Source organism: Sphingobium sp. B2D3C (assembly GCF_025961835.1).
Taxonomy (GTDB): domain Bacteria; phylum Pseudomonadota; class Alphaproteobacteria; order Sphingomonadales; family Sphingomonadaceae; genus Sphingobium.
The window spans coordinates 2,306,402-2,322,863 of sequence record NZ_JAOQOK010000001.1 but is presented as its reverse complement, the minus strand read 5'-3'; the positions used below and the strand labels follow the sequence as shown (position 1 = coordinate 2,322,863).

The 16,462-nt window shown below is 63.1% G+C and carries 14 protein-coding genes; 6 read left to right on the top strand and 8 right to left on the bottom strand.

The annotated features are described in order from the left end of the window. Nucleotides 1-61: 61 nt before the first annotated feature. From M2339_RS10830 to M2339_RS10820, 3 genes are all read right to left on the bottom strand, one after another. Nucleotides 62-790, bottom strand: a complete 729-nt coding sequence (locus tag M2339_RS10830) for an SDR family oxidoreductase (RefSeq protein WP_264586622.1) — start codon at nucleotides 788-790, stop codon at nucleotides 62-64. 27 nt (nucleotides 791-817) lie between these two features. Further along, nucleotides 818-1,822: a Rieske 2Fe-2S domain-containing protein gene (locus M2339_RS10825; protein ID WP_264586623.1), complete on the bottom strand. Its 1,005-nt coding sequence runs from the start codon at nucleotides 1,820-1,822 to the stop codon at nucleotides 818-820. Nucleotides 1,823-2,005: 183 nt separating this feature from the next. After that, nucleotides 2,006-2,854 (bottom strand): TetR/AcrR family transcriptional regulator, encoded by an 849-nt coding sequence (locus M2339_RS10820; RefSeq protein WP_264578230.1) that lies wholly within the window; start codon nucleotides 2,852-2,854, stop codon nucleotides 2,006-2,008. Between the two features lie 56 nt (nucleotides 2,855-2,910). Here M2339_RS10820 and M2339_RS10815 point away from each other — a divergent pair, with 56 nt between their 5' ends. From M2339_RS10815 to M2339_RS10805, 3 genes are read left to right on the top strand one after another with little or no spacing between them, the layout of a single operon-like run. Next, a complete protein-coding gene (locus tag M2339_RS10815) occupies nucleotides 2,911-4,677 on the top strand; it encodes a CocE/NonD family hydrolase (RefSeq protein WP_264586624.1) in 1,767 nt (588 codons plus the stop codon). Next, complete coding sequence (gene ribB, locus M2339_RS10810; protein WP_319801000.1) at nucleotides 4,670-5,338, top strand: 3,4-dihydroxy-2-butanone-4-phosphate synthase; 669 nt, start codon at nucleotides 4,670-4,672, stop codon at nucleotides 5,336-5,338. Before M2339_RS10815 ends, ribB begins: the two co-directional genes overlap by 8 nt. Nucleotides 5,339-5,351: 13 nt before the next feature. Next, the gene (locus M2339_RS10805) at nucleotides 5,352-5,858 is read left to right on the top strand and encodes a flavin reductase family protein (protein ID WP_264578232.1); all 507 of its coding nucleotides are present in this window, start codon (nucleotides 5,352-5,354) and stop codon (nucleotides 5,856-5,858) included. A 177-nt stretch (nucleotides 5,859-6,035) separates the two neighbouring features. On the opposite strand, the gene M2339_RS10800 is transcribed toward M2339_RS10805, so the two are convergent. After that, complete coding sequence (locus tag M2339_RS10800) at nucleotides 6,036-8,819, bottom strand: TonB-dependent receptor domain-containing protein (protein WP_264606335.1); 2,784 nt, start codon at nucleotides 8,817-8,819, stop codon at nucleotides 6,036-6,038. A 482-nt stretch (nucleotides 8,820-9,301) separates the two neighbouring features. On the opposite strand from M2339_RS10800, the gene M2339_RS10795 reads away from it, so the two are divergent. After that, on the top strand, nucleotides 9,302-10,438 hold the full coding sequence (locus M2339_RS10795) for an LLM class flavin-dependent oxidoreductase (protein WP_181558785.1): 1,137 nt from the start codon (nucleotides 9,302-9,304) through the stop codon (nucleotides 10,436-10,438). A 159-nt stretch (nucleotides 10,439-10,597) separates the two neighbouring features. On the opposite strand, the gene M2339_RS10790 is transcribed toward M2339_RS10795, so the two are convergent. Continuing rightward, entirely contained in the window at nucleotides 10,598-11,308 is a 711-nt protein-coding gene (locus M2339_RS10790) for an anti-sigma factor family protein (protein ID WP_264586626.1), read from the bottom strand. A gap of 28 nt (nucleotides 11,309-11,336) precedes the next feature. Then, the gene (locus tag M2339_RS10785; protein WP_264588316.1) at nucleotides 11,337-11,795 is read right to left on the bottom strand and encodes an RNA polymerase sigma factor; all 459 of its coding nucleotides are present in this window, start codon (nucleotides 11,793-11,795) and stop codon (nucleotides 11,337-11,339) included. Nucleotides 11,796-11,910: 115 nt separating this feature from the next. Between M2339_RS10785 and M2339_RS10780 the strand changes: the two genes are divergently transcribed. Then, on the top strand, nucleotides 11,911-13,236 hold the full coding sequence (locus tag M2339_RS10780) for a S8 family serine peptidase (RefSeq protein WP_264586627.1): 1,326 nt from the start codon (nucleotides 11,911-11,913) through the stop codon (nucleotides 13,234-13,236). A gap of 95 nt (nucleotides 13,237-13,331) precedes the next feature. Next, nucleotides 13,332-14,027 carry a hypothetical protein gene (locus tag M2339_RS10775; RefSeq protein ID WP_264586628.1) on the top strand — a complete coding sequence of 232 codons (696 nt, stop codon included), beginning with the start codon at nucleotides 13,332-13,334 and terminating at the stop codon, nucleotides 14,025-14,027. Between the two features lie 108 nt (nucleotides 14,028-14,135). Here the strand turns inward: M2339_RS10775 and M2339_RS10770 are convergent, their stop codons facing one another. Beyond that, complete coding sequence (locus tag M2339_RS10770; protein WP_264606334.1) at nucleotides 14,136-15,368, bottom strand: serine hydrolase domain-containing protein; 1,233 nt, start codon at nucleotides 15,366-15,368, stop codon at nucleotides 14,136-14,138. A gap of 140 nt (nucleotides 15,369-15,508) precedes the next feature. Next, nucleotides 15,509-16,354 carry a beta-etherase gene (locus M2339_RS10765; protein ID WP_264572128.1) on the bottom strand — a complete coding sequence of 282 codons (846 nt, stop codon included), beginning with the start codon at nucleotides 16,352-16,354 and terminating at the stop codon, nucleotides 15,509-15,511. Between the last annotated feature and the right edge of the window lie 108 nt (nucleotides 16,355-16,462).

The following is a 16,462-nucleotide window of genomic DNA, read 5'->3' as shown; positions in this document are numbered from 1 at the left end:
CGGCGCGTGCCAGGTCAACGGGGCGGCACTTCGCCTCTTCGCGGGGTGGGGCAGCGCGCCATTACCATGGCACTGGACCACCCTCACCAAAAAAACCGCCGGTCGGCCCGTCTGCGTCCAGGAGAGCAAGGGAGATGGCGACTTTCGCCCCCGCCACCGGCGATTGGCCTTTGCCGCCAGAAAGCTCTGTGGCGCAAAGGCCCGGATTGGCCGCGTTGATCTTGATTGGCGTCCCGGCAAGTTCGTTCGCGAATTGCACGGTCACGGCATTGAGCGCCGTCTTGGAGCTGTTGTAGGCGAGGAGGCGACTGAACGCCATCGGCCCATCCGGCCCGCGGGTCAGCGCAAGGGAGCCAAGGCCCGTCGACATGTTGACGATGCGGCCACGGTCCGATTGGCGGAGGAGCGGCAGCATCGCCTGGATGACCGCCACCACGCCGAAGACATTGGTTTCGTACACCCTGCGCATTTCGTCGAGATCGGCGGTGCTTGGCAGGCTGTGCTTGTCCAGGGAAATGCCGGCATTGTTGACCAGGACGTCGAGCCGCTTGAAGCGGTCTGCTAGCACCGCAGCCGCAGCCTGAACCGATGCGCGATCGGTCACGTCGATGATCACATAATGGGCATCCAGGCCCTGATCGCACAGGGCCTCGGCAGCCTTTTGCCCGCTCGCAGGATCGCGGGCGCCGATCACCACCCGCATGCCGTGCTCTGCCAGGCCTCTGGCAATCTCGAACCCGATGCCCCGGGTTGCCCCGGTCACAAGTGCAACCCGTCCAGCCTCAGTCATTCCTCATCCCTTTTTACGGATCGGTCCTCAGACGTCGAAGGGTGCGGAGCGGGGATATTTCTCGAGATACTGGAGAAACTGGCCGAAATATTTGTCGGCCCTCAGGAGCGCGCTTTTGCCATAGCCCCGGAAACGGAGCTTGAAGAGGATCGGCTCATCCTCCGCATATAGCTTGTGCATATAGGCGATGCGGTTATCCAACTCTTCCTGCGCGGCCTGGTCGCCCATCTTCTCCGCATCGGACCGACGCATGGCGACGACGAAGAACGCGTCGGACCAGCCGGGCGCAACCTGCGAACTCCCGGCCATGAACAAGCGCTCGCTGCCATTGGGAAACTGCATATGCGCGGTAAGCCAGGTTGCGCCCCACAGCTGCGTATCGGCGATCCGCGTCACGGATTCCTGTCGGACGGTAATGAGATAGTCCTCGAACACCACGCTGACCGGATTCGGGTCAGGGATGCCATGCACGGTGGACAGATGCTGGAAGTCCACCAGATTCGAGGAGCCAATCCACCCTTCGATCTCTCGCTGCCCTCTGTGAAACGCACGGTAGACCAGCTCGTCTTCCCTAAGGTTCGGCATCTCGGGAAGGGGATAGAGCGGCTCTTCTCCGTTGAATGCCCAGATCATGCCCCAGCGCTCGGCAGCGGCATAATTGTAGATCCTCGCGGCGCCGGGAATAATCGTCTCGCCTGGAATTTCAGCGCATCGGCCATCGGCAGCGAACTTCCAGTGATGATAGGGGCAGCGCACCTTGCCATCGACAATTTCCCCGCCGGACAGGTCGGCGCCGACATGGGGGCAGTAGGCGCTCTGCACGACAGGCTCACCCTGCTCGTTGCGGTAGACGATGATGCGCGTCCCGAGAAAATCCTTCCCGACGATCTTTCCCTGCACCAGCTCCGAGGCCAGCATGATCGGATTCCAGTTCTTGAGATAGGTGCCGTCAGGGACCCGGCCATATTCCTGGCCGGCAAAAGGGCGCTGGCGTGAGGCGTTCACTTGCTCATCGACCGTCGTAACAGACATCACAATCCTCCTGGTTTTGGGCTCCCTATCACGCGCAAAATGAGAAGAAAAGTTTTTTATAGGATGCTATAAATATGTATTACCCCGGCCGTCGTGCGGATGTTCCTGCTCAGGACGAGCGGCATCGCTCGCTCCCACTGGTGGAACGTCGTCGAACACCGATGAGTAATGCTGCCGTGAGGCTCAGCCCGTGCGGGCGGGCTCGAGCGCAATTCCACTCAGCATGAGCTGATAGACGAAGGCCTTATATTCTGCCGCCACGTCGGAATGAGGGGCGCCGCCTGCTGCCAAATTGCCTTGCTCGACGAAGCGGGATGCGTGCTGATATTGCTCGCACAGCCCCATGATCGCGAAAAATGTGAAGTAGGGATCGACCTTCCGCAACGACCCTTCCGCCACGCCCTTGTCGATAATGTCGCGATAGATATCGAGCGTCTTCCCCACCCACAAAGCGATCAGCTCAGCCGCGAGCGGATCGGTCTCGTCGGCGATAATCTCGGTCATGAGCCGGTGATAGAAAGGATTGACGAAAAAGAAGTCGACCATCGTGTCGATTCTGATCTTTATCCGCTCCACGGCCGGCAGGGATCCCGCTTCGGTCTGGGCGAGGCCGTCGCCCAAAGAGACGGCCAGGGTTCGCGCGACGTCGACCAGCAGCCGGGTTCGGTCGGTGAAATAATATTTGAAAAGGGTGAGGTGTACCCCGGCATTGCGCGCCGCCATGGACAGGGACAGCTTTTCGGGCGGCACATGGCGCAGGAGTTCGACAGTCTTGTCGATCAACAGCTTCTTGCCGATACCACGCTGCCCGGATGGACGGCCGATCGAGCGCTTTTTGGCCGGTCGCGCGCCCTTCGTTTCGGCACCCTCGCTGCTGTTTTGGCTCTCCGCCTTCTTCCGGCCCATCTTAACCACCCTGGAAAGGGCATCGGATTTATCCGACACCTTGAAAACTCTGCCTGCGCATAATCGGCTTGCACGCCAGCCAGTTAGTCCGGCCGACATCCCGCGATACGGGGCGTTCATAGCCATAGCCGGTCCCCTTGTCATTTTCTACGGACGCGCAGTTTACGCGAAAGGCCGGCAGGATGGGAACGGCGGCCTACATCACGCCCGGAATAAATTCTAATCGTATTGAAATTAATCCCGGCCCCGGTTATGAGGCGCAAGCCAATTGGTCAGTGGAGAGCGAGAGGATGGGCGATTATCGGGAAAGACTGAGGCGGCCGCCCAACACGCCGCAATTTCGTGGAGGGCGCCCCCGCCAGCACGAGCTTTCCTTCCGCGATCGCATCCGCATCGAGCGGGACATTGCGGTGCCGACCCGGGAAGGCAAGCCGCTCTGGATCGACCTCTTTCTGCCAGCGGACCTGACGGGGCCGATCCCTGTTCTGGTCGCCTGGACCCCCTATGGCAAGCACGACCCGGCGCCGCTTGCGACGCTCTATCCGACATCCGGCGTGAAGGCAGAGTGGCAGTCGGACCTCACCATTTTCGAGGCCCCGGATCCCGTCTACTGGACCGGCCAGGGCTATGCGGTGATTACGGCCGACATCCCCGGAACTTGGTACGCGGAAACCGCAGCAAGCTATTTCTCGCGCAAGGAAGGCGAAGCTCATTATGATCTCATCGAATGGGCCGGCACGCAGCCATGGAGCAACGGGCGCGTAGGTCTGTCAGGCGTATCCTACCTCTCGTCGTCGCAGTGGAACGTGGCCGCACTTAACCCGCCGCATCTGGCGGCTATCAATCCTTGGGAGGGCTGGTCGGACACTTTCAATGAGATCGTGCGCCACGGGGGCATCCCAGAGACGCATTTCTGGCCGCACATCCAGGTGCGTTGGGGCGCCTCGGATACCATGGTGGAGGATCTCTGGGCGTTTACCGCCGAGCATCCGTTCTTCGACGAGTACTGGCAATCGAAGGTGCCTGATTTCGGCCGGATCGACGTCCCGGCCTATGTGGTCGCGAGCTGGAGCGACCACGGCGTGCATACGCGCGGCACCCTCGAAGGCTTCAAGAAAATCGCATCTTCGCGCAAGTGGCTCGAGGTTCATGGCGGCAAGAAATGGGGCTATTATTACGAACCTGCGTCCATCGCGCGCCAGACAGCGTTCTTCGACCATGTTCTGAAGGGCGTATCGAACGACATGGGCGCCTGGCCGCCGATCAGGCTGCACGTGCGCGACAAGGCTGGCTCGGCAATCATGAAGCAGTCAGAGCAATGGCCCGTGGAGAACACCCAATACCGTCGGTTGTATCTCGACGCAGCGACCGGACACATGAGCGGCAAGCCAGTCGCCGCCGAAGCAATCCGGAGCTATGATCCGCTCGATGACGCGGCAGAGGCGACGTTCGACTATCGGTTCGATGAAGACTGTGCGCTCGTCGGGCATATGAAGCTCAAGCTCATGGTCTCCACCGAAGACGCCGATGACATGGACGTATTTGTCGCGGTCGAAAAGGTCGAAGATGGCGAGAAGGTGGGCTTCATCCACTGGGCTGTGTTCGAGGACGGCGCTGCCGCCTATGGCTGGTTGCGCCTCTCGCGGCGTGAGTTGGACGCCGAACGCTCGACCGAATTTCAGCCCGTGCTCACCAACACCTCTGAGTGGAAGGTCACGCCGGGAGAGATTGTCGAAGCGCAGATCGAGATACTGCCCTCCGGCACGCTCTTCAGGGCCGGCGACGTGCTGCGGATCAGGATCAAGGGGCGGGACATTTACCAGTATCCCAAGCCGATGCTCTACATGCGGCACGAAGACACGGTCAATCGAGGCATGCACCACATCCACACCGGGGGCGAGCATGACTCCCATCTGCTGATCCCTGTCGTGGCCCTGCGCGATGCTTGAGGCAGAATATCCACGTCCGGTCGTGGACGGACCGCTGTCCCCGCTCTCGCCCATCCATGAGCTGGTTGGCGCGCTTCGTGCGGGCAGGCCTATCATCCTCGTGGATTCGGAAGATCGAGAGAATGAAGGTGATCTCGTTATTGCAGCCGAATTTGCAACGGCCGCGGAAATCAACTTCATGGCCCGTTATGGCCGCGGTTTGATTTGCCTCGCCCTCACTGCGGCTCGCGCGGAGGATCTGGATCTGCAGCCAATGGTCGCAACAAACAACGCGCCGCATGGCACGGCTTTCACGGTGTCGATCGAAGCTGCCGAGGGCGTGACGACCGGCATCTCGGCCCATGACCGCGCGCGGACCATCGCCGCGGCCATCGACGACAAGTGCGGGCCGCCCGACCTCGTCTCGCCAGGCCATATCTTCCCGCTCGTCGCGCAGCCCGGTGGCGTCCTCACGCGACCTGGTCACACAGAGGCAGCGGTCGACATGGCAAGGCTGGCCGGCCTGAAGCCCGCAGGCGTGATCTGCGAGATCCTCAACGATGATGGCACAATGGCGCGTCTGCCCGACCTCATCCGCTTCGCCGATCGGCACGGGCTCTGCATTGGCTCAATCGAAGACCTTATCATCCACCGCCGCCAGACAGAGCGTCAGGCAGCGTGACGGAGCAAATGACATGACCGAACTCTCCCCCGTGGCCATCAGCTTGCGCGAGGGGCTGCGGCGTCTCGCCAAAGCCGTCGTCGTGATCACCTGTCGCTATAATGGCGCGCGCTACGCGATGGCCGCGACCGCGGTGAGCGAACTCAGCATGGATCCCCCATCGCTGCTCATCTGCGTCAATCGCTCGGCGAGCTTGTACCTGCCGCTCTCTGAAGGCGCCGACTTCTGCGTGAATATTTTGCACAGCGACCATGCCGACATATCGGCAGCGTGTGCCGGCAAAGCGCGCGGAGAAGAAAGGTTCGCCACGGGCAAGTGGGGCACGGCTGCAGATGGCTGTCCCCGGTTGGAAGATGCGCAGGCGAGCTTTTTCTGTCGCTACGAGCAGGCTCTGGACTATGGCACGCATCACATTGTGATCGGCCGTGTCGAAGAAGTGTTCCTCACTGATGAGGTCAGCCCGCTGGTATACGCGAACGGTTCCTACGTCAGCCTGGGCGCCCCTATCGCTGCCGGATGATCGTTTTTACCGCGTGAGAGCAGGAGGTCTGGAAAGGCGGGTCCATGCACCGCTGAACCGGCCAACGGAACGGGTCGCCATGGCGGTGGCGAGCAGTTCGCCTCGTCAGGGCAATTGAAGCAGCAGAGACTTCCGTGGAACGGGCCAGCGCGCTCGCCGCACTGGCCCGCCCGATCGTCAGAAGCGAACCTTCGCCCCTACCTCGAACACGCGTCCGATCTTGTCGTAGAGCTGGCCGTTCACCGGCTGGCTCTGCGTCGCATAGGGACTGGACGGAGGATCCTTGTCGAGGAGATTGGAGACGCTGGCGGACAGCTCGAAATTGCCCGCTACGCGGATCGTCGAGAACAGATTGACGTAAGCGGCGGCCGGTATGTCGTTCTCATTGATCGTCAACGCAGGGATCGTGTCGAACTGGTTATCGTTCTTGCCCTTGCTGATGTACAAGAGCTGCGCTGACAGCGAGACCGCATCGGTGCTGAATGTCTGCGTGAGATTTCCCCGGAAGCGTGGCTGTGAGCCGAGGCTGCCCATCCCGTTCTCGCCCGACCGGTCGATGCCATTGATATAGGACCGCAAGGCGTAGGTTCCGGTGAAACGCGTGCTCATGGACACGCCGCCGCCAAGACTGACCTGGTAAGAGAGTGCCATGTCCAGTCCGCTCGTCTTGAACTGCGAAATATTCTGGACAGGCGCGACGAGGCGCGTCGGCGTTGCGCCGCTGAAGGTGATGTAGCTGCACGCCTGGGCATCGCCCGCCGAGCAGGCATTGCCGATATTGGCGGCAGTGATCGAGTCGATCGCATCCTTGAGGTCGATGAGATAGTAGTCGAGTGACATGCGCAGCCCGGGCAGGCTCGAGGGCTGTACGACAACGCCTAGGGTGAGCGTGTCGGCCTTCTCAGGCCTCAGATCGGGATTCCCCACCGTGCGGTTCTGCGGAATGACGGCCGTGACCCCGTTCACCGTCAAAGGCACGTTCACGAAAGAACCGGGCGAGAACAGTTCGTAGATCGCCGCTGCACGGATGTCCTTCGAGCGTGTCACGCGAAAACGCAGCCCCTGGATGGGCTCATATACGCCGCCCACCTTCCAGGTCGTCTGGCCCCCGGCGGTGCTGTAATCGGCATAGCGAATGGCGCCATTGAGATCGAGATTGCGCGCGAAAGACAGGTCCCTGGCGAGCGGCACGATTGCCTCGACATAGCCTTCCTTGACATTGAACTTGCCGGAGAAGGGCGCGACATTGCCGATCGCAAACCGACCGGCTGTCGCGAGCGGACCGGCCGTCAAAACCTGCGACTCTTGGCGATACTCACCACCAAAGGCGACGGCGACAGGCGCAGCCCAGGTGGAGAACGGCTCGCCGCGCATGTTGATGCTCGCGGCGTGCTGCTTGTAGATCACCTCGTGATAATCGGAGCGGTTCACATAAGCGAGCGCGGCCGGCGTTTGGGTGCTGACGGCATTCGGCCCGAAGATGTTGACTGGAACACAGCCAGCGGCGAGGGGATTGGCAGGCTGCCCGGCGAGGGTCGACCGGCAGACGATCCCGCCGCCCGGAGCCGCGACAGCATCCACTGCCAGATTCCAGAAGGCGGGTGAGAAGTTATTGCTGAAGTCGCTGCGGAACTGGTTTTCGCCATAGGAATAATGGGCATCATAGTGCCACGAATTGCCGAGGTCGCCCTCGACGCCAATCGTGCCGTGCGGCGTCTTGTTCTTTACCCGGAAATTGATGTTCCCGACATCATAGACACCCTTGGCGACGGTGATGCTGGTCAGCCCCTGCGCAGCCATGGCATTCTTGACCGCTTGCGGCAGGAAGGCATTGTCGTTGCGGATCGTAAAGGACGCAAAGTTCGGCAGGCCGCCGGTGAACAGGCCTAGCGTCTCTGAATAGCCCCCGGACAGGGTGATATTAAGAGCAGGCGAGACTTCGAAACTGCTGAGGGCGTGAACGACAAAGCGCTCGATGCCGGGGATCAGGCTCGACCCCTTGGACCGGCTAAGACCCTCGCCGCCAATCTGATTGGTGCCGTCATCGACACTGCCGACCTGATAGGGCCGGATGGTGCCATCATCATTGAAGGTATAGTTGCGCAGGCTGAAGTTGGCAGGGCCGATGATGCGGCCGCCGATGCTGTTGGAATTGCGCACGCCGTCGGCCACGATATTGGCGGGCAAGCCATTGGTCAGATAGGCTCTGTTGGTGACGATCATCTCTTCGCGGCGTCCCCAATCGCGGCGATAAATGTCCTGAATCTCGTCACTGCGGGCTTTCTCGACCGCCACGACGATGTTCCCTCGGCCGTCCCCGAACGACAAGCCTCCCACGGCGCCGAGCTTGTAACGGAAATTGTCGCCTTGCTGCGAAATGCCGGTCTGGGCAGACAGCTCGATGCCGGTCATCTTCTTCTTGAGAAGAATGTTGACCACGCCTGCAACGGCATCCGATCCATATTGTGCGGACGCGCCGCCCGTGACTACTTCGACCCTTTCAATCATGTTCGTTGGAATGACGTTGAGGTCCGTCGCGACGGGTGATCCGGTCGTGACCGAAGATGCCTGAGGCACAACCCGTGACCCATCGACGAGCACGAGGGTTCGCTGCCCGCCAAGCCCCCGAAGATCTGCCGTCGCCTGCCCCGGGCTCGCGAAGTTGTTCGCGTTTCCGCCGACCGAGCGCGTGGCCTTGAAAGCCGGCTCCTGCTGCAGCACTTCTGCAATGCTGATCGGCGACTGCTGATCGACGATATCGGCGCCGATGACTGACACGGCCGATGGTGCAGAAAAGCCGGCCGCGGCGGCGCGAGATCCGGTTACGATGATGTCGGTGCTATTGGCGCTTTCCGGCGCGCTGGCTTGTGTGCCGGCCTGAGGAAGAGCCGCCATGCCATCGGGCTGGCCACCTTCCGACGCATTCGCAGCGCTCGGTAGGCTCAGGACAATGCTGGTCACGAGTGCGGTGGTTGCCTTCCATGTTCCGCGCGGTGGCGTGAAAGCGGCAACTTTCCTGAGTGTCTTCATAATCCTCCCTCCAGTCAGCTTCGGCAGCATATGGCGCGCCGAGTTTTTTTGGTCTCTTGACGTCGTCCAGCCCTGGTTGGGCCTGGCGAGAAACGCCATCCTCCTAACCGATCATTCCCGCCGAAACAACTTATTTATAGATATATATAAAAACCGAAGTAAAGCTGTGAGCGCTTGTGAAGGTTGCCGTTTTTGCGTCATCTGCCAACTTCCCTTCACTCGGGATATGACACGGAAAAGACGGTATATTACGGCCCGTATCCCACGTGCGATGAGCCGCTTTTCACGCGCTCGGTTCGCTCGCTGTCCGAGCGGTCAGGCTTCGCGAGTCTCACGAAATAATAATTTCTATTGTGTTTTAATTATTGCGTTGATAGTCGGGCCGTGACGATAAGATTTGCGGGAGAAAACCCATGTATGAGAGGCGCAACGTTCGTGCAGGCGTATTCCTGCCCCCACATCACGGCAACGATGAGGACGTGGCGCTCTGCATGCGTCGGGATTTCGAGCTTGTGGACTGGCTGGAGCATCTCGGTTTCGCCGAATTGTGGATGGGCGAGCATCATTCCGGTGGCATGCAAATATATGGCTCGCCAGAGTTGTTCATCGCGGCTGCGGCGGAACGGACCTCGAGGATCAAGCTCGGCGCCGGGGTGATCTCGGTGCCCTATCATCACCCCTATATGATTGCGGATCGCATCCTGCAGCTCGATCATCAGACACGCGGTCGGGCCATGTTCGGCTTTGGTCCCGGCATGCTGGTGTCCGATGCGCACATGTTGAACATCAAGCCGGAACAGCAGCGTGAGAGGCTGGTCGAAGGCTTGGATGTGATTGTCCGTTTGCTGGATGGCGAAGTCGTCGATCACGATAGCGACTGGTTCTCGCTGCGGGAGGCGAGCCTCCAAATGGCGCCTTATAGCTTCCGTCGTCCCGAAATGGCGGTCGTGACCTCCAAGACGCCGATCGGATCGCGCCTGGCAGGCAAATACGGTCTAGGCATCCTCACTCATGGCGGCGGCGATGTTGCCGCGGCATGGAAGCTGGCGGAAGAAGCCGGCAGCGCCCACGGCAATCAACTCAATCGCGATAATCTGCGTGTCGTGGTTTCCTTCCACTTGGCCGAGAGCCGCGCGGATGCCGCTGCGGCCATGCGTTTCGGGCTCGAGCCTTGGCTGGCTTATCTCGAAGCGCTCAACCCGAAAAGCTATGCGGATACGCGCGCCAAAGCCGGATCCGATCCGGAGCGCATCATCGCGGCGCGTGGCGGGTTGATCGGCACGCCAGACGATGCCGTCGAATATCTCGAGGCCTTATGGGAAAAGACGGGTGGCTTCGGTTATATTACGATGACCGGGACCAATTGGATGGATTTCGAAGCGACCAAGCGGTCTTATGAGCTCATGATGCGCTACGTCATGCCACGGTTTAACCGGGCCAATGCCCAACGGGAACGGTCCTTCAACTGGGTCCACGAGAGACGCGATGAATTCAGCGGTGCCAACCAGGCCGCCATTGCCAAGGCTGTTTCAGAGGGCGGGAAAAGCTGAGCCGGCAATATGGGGCAACTCGCGGGGTGGGCCGGTCGGTGAGTGTGCGTCCCAGGTAAACTGGGACGGCGCCGCCTAAGAGTCAGGCCATCAATGGTGGCACCTCGGGCCGATTGGCGCAGCAAGACCACCTTTTTTATCCTCCGGCCTGTATGGCAGTTATTTCTTCCACCCTTTCGCCATGGCCCGCTTTTCGGCCGCCGCATCCAGCGGATCGCCGCTGATCTGGGCGTCCACATAGGCCATGATGGCGGCATCGCCACTGGTCGCCATGCGATAGCTTCCCTCGGTCTGGCGGGGATGGCTGACCAGCGCGCGGACGGCCCAGCTGTCCTGATCCCGACAGGCGACCCCGGCGGTGCTGGCGGTATCGAAGCTGCGGCAAATGTCGCCTTTGCCGTCCTTGAAGGTGAGGCGAACCCTGACCGGCGCAGCGGCACCATCGGCATCCCCGGCGCTGGCAAGCTGGGTGTCCAGTGCCTGCGTCAGCTCTGCGCTTGCGACCAGCCCGTCCTGAGCGGTGGCGCCGCCCTTTGGCAGCATCTGCGCCCCGACGAACCCCGCCACCAGTGCCGCCGCGACGGCCGCCCATTGCGGCAGGCCAAAGCCCGCACGGCTTGTGCGCCGGGCGCGCGCTTCGGCCAAGCCTTGCACGGCCCCATCGCTCGTTGCGATTGCGGCCATGCCGGCCGGCACCGGGGCAGCGGCGACTGGATCGAAGGCCGCGCGCAGGCCCGCCTGCAACCGGCGCTGCGCTTCCAGCTTCTCGCCCAGCGCGGGATTGGCGGCGACGAGTGCGGCGACACGCTTGGCCTCGTCCTCGGGCAGTTCGCCATCGAGCCAGGCATAGAGCGTTTCGTCATCGATCATGGGGCCGATCCTTGGGTCCGTCATCTGCTCATCCTTCGCCCACAAGCGCCAGCAGCGCATTGCGTCCACGCACCAGCCGGCTCGACAGCGTGCCGACGGGTATCTCCAATATCTCCGCGGCCTCCCGATAGCCGCAGCCTTCGATCAGCACGAGCGCGACAGCCTCGCGCTGGTCTTCCGGCAGCCGGGTCATCGCTGCCATCATCCGGTCGAGGTCCAGCCGGGCTTCGAGGCCGGGCCGGGGGTCTTCGCCCACCTGCTCGCCGGCTTCCTCCGGCAGTAGGCGCGCGGACTCACGGTTTCGTGCGCGCGCCGTATCGATCCAGGCGTTGCGCGTGATCCGGTAGAGCCAGGAGTCGAGGCGTGTGCCGGCCTGCCACTGGCTGCGGGACCGCAAGGCGCGCTCCACGGCGATCTGCGCCAGATCGTCCGCGTCGGCGGCGCTGTGCGACAGCCCATGTGCGAACCGGCGCAGGCGCGGCAACATGGCAGTGAGGCCTTCCTCGAACCCGTCCAAGCCAATTCCTTTCAGCTCTCGTGGATGAAACGACGCGGCACGAGCGTTTCATCCAAAGCTTGAGAAAAAATGATAAGGACCGACCATGGCGCGACAATCAACCGCAATTCTCCTGATCGCCGCTCTGCTCGGCGCAAGTGCGCAGGCGCAGCTTCTGCCGGGCAATATTGGCCAGCTTCCCAGCCAACTTCCCAGTCAACTTCCTGGCCAGATCGCCGGCGGCGTGGTCGATCCGCTCTTGCGTGATGCGCCCGCGACCATCGGCGGCGCGGTGGACACGCTCAGCATCCGCGCGGCTGACACGCTGGACCGGGTGTCCCTGCGTGATTTGCGCCGCGCCCGGCTCGATGCGCTGATCCGCGCCAACCGCGATGTGCTGGAGGCGGATGCCGACGGGCAGCCGGTGCGGCGGGGCGAGATCATCGCGCTTGATTCGTCTCCGGATCTGCTCGCGCGCCTCAAGGCGGCGGGTTTCGAGACATTGCGGACGGAGACGATGGCGGAACTGGGCCTGCGCACCCATGTGCTCGGCGTGCCGCGCGGCGAAACGGCGCGCAAGGCGCTGGAGCGCGCCCGCAAGCTCGCGCCGGAGGGCGTGTTCGATCTCAACCATGTCTTCGAGCCAGCCGGCGGGGCGCTGGGCGGCGCGGACGGCGCAGCGGCGGCCGGCGAGAGCGGGGCCAGCGATGTGCCCATCGGCATGATCGACGGTGGCGTCGCGGCCCATCCGGCGCTGGCTGGAGCATCGATCCGCCAACGCGGCTTCGCGGCGGGCGGGCCCAAGGGCAGCGGCCATGGAACGGCCATCGCCTCGCTGCTGGTCGGCCGGGACGGCGCCTTCAAGGGCGCGGCCACGGGGCGAGTATTGCTGGCGGCGGATGTCTATGGCGGCAATCCCGCTGCCGGATCGGCTGAGCTGATCGCGCAGGCGCTGGGCTGGCTGGTCAAGAGTGGCGCGCCGGTCATCACTGTTTCGCTGGTTGGGCCGCCCAACCAGTTGCTGGCCCGCGCCGTGGCGCTGGCGCAGCAGCGCGGCGTGATCGTCGTTGCGGCGGTGGGCAATGACGGGCCTGCCGCGCCGCCCATGTATCCGGCTTCCTATCCCGGCGTGATTGCGGTCACCGGTGTCGATGGGCGGGACCGGGCGCTACTCGAGGCGGGGCGCGCCAGGCATCTGGATTTTGCCGCGCCGGGCGCTGACATGGTCGCCGCGCTGCCCGGCAAGGGCTATGGGAAAGTGCGCGGCACATCCTTTGCCGCGCCGCTCGTTGCGGCACGTCTGGCTGCCGCGCAGGGCTCTCCCGCGCGTCGCGTCAGCGCGGTGGCCGGCGAAGCGGTGAAGGGCAAGGGCAATGTCGGGCGCGGCATCGTCTGCAAAGCCTGCCGCACGGTGCCCGCGACCGCGCGGTAAAAATTTTTCCGGCGGGTCGGGATGAAGTCCCATCCGGCCATCGTTCTCCTTCCGACGGGCCAGAAGAGAGGCCCGCATCTTGAAGGAGATGACATATGAACCGGATTTTGATCACCACGTTCGCCGCTGCCGCTATTTTCGCGATGCCCGCGCAGGCGCAGCTCCTTGGTAATGCCGGCGGGTCGCTGGGCGGCACGCTTGGTGGCACGCTGGGCGGTGCCGGCAATCTTGGCGGTACGCTCGGCTCGGTCGGCTCTGCCTCCCAGAGCGTCACCGGCACCCTGTCCGGCGCGGGCCGGGCCGACACCAGCCGCTCGGTCGATACGCGCTCGGGTTCGGCCAGCGCCAATGCGGGTCTGGCCGGCACGGTTGCCGGCACCGTTGAAGGGGCGACGTCCGCGACTGGCCCGGCTGGCTCCGTGACCGGTGGCGGTGCGCTCGGTACCAGCCAGAGTATCGACAAGAGCGTCGGTGTCTCGGCGCAGGGCGTTGGCACCGACGCGGTCCGCAGTACGGCGGGCGAAGTCGTCGGCACGGCGCGGGGCACGGTGCAGGGCACGGCCGAGACGGCGCGGGGCACCGCTCGCGGCACAGTGGAGACCGCGCGCGGCACGGCCCGCGGTGCGGCTCAAACGGCGCGCGGTACCGCTCGTGGAACGGCCAACGCTGCTCGCACCGCGGCCGGTCAGGTGCGTGATACCGCCAGCTCGGTGGATGCCAGCGGCACCGTGAGTGGCTCGGTCCAGGGTTCCGGCGCGGCCGGCCAGTCTGCCAGCACCGGCGACGAGTAAGCCTCCCTCGCACCGTCGCCGCAGAACGGCGCTGTGTGGGACAGACCGTTCGGAATGCCCCGGCTTCGATGAGAGGCCGGGGCATTTCTCATGCTCGAGAGATGGCGCTCAGCGCGGTGTCCAGGCGGCTGCGGCCTTCAGGAATGCAGCCGTCTCTTCGTCCGCGCTCATATTGGCTGGCGGGAAGTAGCTGAGCTTCACCACCACCGTGCGGCTCTCCGGATCGACGAACACATATTGTCCCTGCAGGCCGATGGCGGAGTAGGAGCCGCCGCCCAGCGTCCACCACTGATAGCCATAACCCATTGGCCCTGCTTCCTTGGGGTCGGTCGGCCGCGTCGATTCCGCGACCCAGGCGGCCGAGACGATCTGCTTGCCATTGGCCTTGCCGCCATCGAGCATCATCTGCCCCACGCGCGCCCAATCGCGCAGCGTGGCATTGTAGCCGGCGCCGTTGAACTCGCGGCCGACGCCCGGCGGGCCATCCATGATGAAGAAGCCGTCACGCTCGGCGCCCAGCGGCTCCCACAGATGCTTGGTCGCATAGCCGGCAATGGTGTCGCCGCCGCTCACCCGCTCGATCAGCCAGCCGAGCACGGCAGTGTCGATGGTCTTGTACTGGAACACAGTGCCCGGCGTGTGCAGCCGCTTCACCTGCCGCGCCATGTCGGCAAAGCGCGAGACATTCTTGACCAGCGCATTGATGTGATTGGTCGCGGCGATGCCGGGATTGGCGAAGTCGTAGCGCTCCTCATAGTCCACGCCCGAGCGCATCTGCAGGATGTGGCGGATCGACACGCCCTCATAGCCCGAGCCCTTCAGCTCAGGCAGATAGGCGGTGATGGGATCGTCGAGCGACTTGATCCGCCCTTCCGCCAGCGCGCTGCCGATGAGAATAGATGTCAGCGACTTGGTCATCGACCAGCCCATGAAGCGGGTCTGCTCATTGCTATTGTTGCGGTAGATCTCGGTGACGATCTTGCCGTCCTTCATCACCAGCAGCGCGTTGGTATAGGTGCGCTCCAGAAGGTCGTCGGCCTTGTAGGTCGTGCCCTTATAGGCATAGCTGAAATCGAGCGGCTTGTCGTTGCGCGGGAGCTGCCAGATCGGCCCGGAGCGCGGCGCCGAGCGTGTGGTGAACAGCGTGTCCATGCTGCGGAAGGTCAGGGACGCGACGTCCGCATCGTTCATGTGCCAGCGCAGGATCTGCACGGCGGGCGCGACATCGGACTTCGCGCCGCTGGCCAGCACGGGTGGCAGTTCCTGCTGGGCGAGGGCAGGGGCGGCACAGATGGCGATGGGAGCCAGGGCCAAGCCGACCCGGCGAGCAAGATTTTTCATGATTATGTCTCCTCTCCTGCGCTGTGGGTAATCCGGGTGCGGGCGGACGGCAAGAGATCGCAAAAACGAACAGGCGGCACGCCGTGAAGCCTGCCGCCTGTCTGTCTCTTGTCGCCTCGAAAGGGCGATGTTGTGGGCGCTCAGGCGGCCGGCTGGGCCTCACCCTTGAGCCGCGCGGTTTCCGCCGAAGTCGACTGCGGGCCGGTGTTGCGGCTGGAGAGGCCGTTCTTGGCATTGCCCTTCACGAACGGTTCCGGATCGCCCTCGCGCAGTTGCAGGCCGAAGATGGGCGAGAGGCCGGGGTGACGGCCAAGGCCACCGTACAGATCGAACCCGCGCTCGATCCAATCGCGCAGCGGATCGTCGTCGGTCAGCACGGGCGTATCTGCCACCGAGGCGGTGAACAGGAACACGGCGAGCAGGCGGTAATCGGCATAATTGGGCGTATCGCCACCGAACCACTTATTCTCCGCCAGCACATTGCGCATGATCTGGAGGTTCGGCGGCACCTTGGGCAGGCGGTCTTCACGGCCCACGATGATGTCCTCGATCTTGCGGCCGAACATCCGCTCGCGCGATTCGGTGACATATTGGTGATCCTGCGGGAGCGAGCGATCACGATATTCCTTGAGGAAGCAGGTCATCCACGGGCTGATCGCTTCTTTCCACAGCCAGGCTTCCATGCCTTGGGTGAGGGCGCGCACGCTGGGGTGCGGAATGAGCGTCGGCCGGTCGGGATAGGTCTCGTCCAGATATTCGGCGATCAGCCAGCTATCGAGCACCCATTTGCCATCGTCGACGATCGCCGGCAGGCGCTCGGTCTTGCCGCCGGTGCGCTCCAGAATGCCGGTAAAGCCGCCGGGCACCGTGTCGATCTCAAAGCCCTTGTGGGCGATCGCATATTTCGTCGCCCACACGAAGGGGCTGATCGTCGCGCCGCTCGCCAACGCCAGATCGTAAAATGTAATTTTGTTGTCTTTTGCCATTGCAGAGCCTCTTTCAGTCCTCGCCGTTGTCGGGCGCTGAATAGGGCTTTGCAATCTCGAATGCCAGTATTTTTGCGGCTAAGCGCAAGGGGAATGAGCAGAGCTGCG

Bases quoted from the DNA above. Each gene is read 5' to 3' on its own strand.
- M2339_RS10805 (WP_264578232.1), top strand. From the start codon at position 5,352: ATGACCGAACTCTCCCCCGTGGCCATCAGCTTGCGCGAGGGGCTGCGG.
- M2339_RS10775 (WP_264586628.1), top strand. From the start codon at position 13,332: ATGAACCGGATTTTGATCACCACGTTCGCCGCTGCCGCTATTTTCGCG.
- ribB (WP_319801000.1), top strand. From the start codon at position 4,670: ATGCTTGAGGCAGAATATCCACGTCCGGTCGTGGACGGACCGCTGTCC.
- M2339_RS10825 (WP_264586623.1), bottom strand. From the start codon at position 1,822: ATGTCTGTTACGACGGTCGATGAGCAAGTGAACGCCTCACGCCAGCGC.
- M2339_RS10780 (WP_264586627.1), top strand. From the start codon at position 11,911: ATGGCGCGACAATCAACCGCAATTCTCCTGATCGCCGCTCTGCTCGGC.
- M2339_RS10790 (WP_264586626.1), bottom strand. From the start codon at position 11,308: ATGATCGATGACGAAACGCTCTATGCCTGGCTCGATGGCGAACTGCCC.
- M2339_RS10815 (WP_264586624.1), top strand. From the start codon at position 2,911: ATGGGAACGGCGGCCTACATCACGCCCGGAATAAATTCTAATCGTATT.
- M2339_RS10820 (WP_264578230.1), bottom strand. From the start codon at position 2,854: ATGGCTATGAACGCCCCGTATCGCGGGATGTCGGCCGGACTAACTGGC.
- M2339_RS10785 (WP_264588316.1), bottom strand. From the start codon at position 11,795: ATGTTGCCGCGCCTGCGCCGGTTCGCACATGGGCTGTCGCACAGCGCC.
- M2339_RS10795 (WP_181558785.1), top strand. From the start codon at position 9,302: ATGTATGAGAGGCGCAACGTTCGTGCAGGCGTATTCCTGCCCCCACAT.
- M2339_RS10765 (WP_264572128.1), bottom strand. From the start codon at position 16,354: ATGGCAAAAGACAACAAAATTACATTTTACGATCTGGCGTTGGCGAGC.
- M2339_RS10770 (WP_264606334.1), bottom strand. From the start codon at position 15,368: ATGAAAAATCTTGCTCGCCGGGTCGGCTTGGCCCTGGCTCCCATCGCC.
- M2339_RS10830 (WP_264586622.1), bottom strand. From the start codon at position 790: ATGACTGAGGCTGGACGGGTTGCACTTGTGACCGGGGCAACCCGGGGC.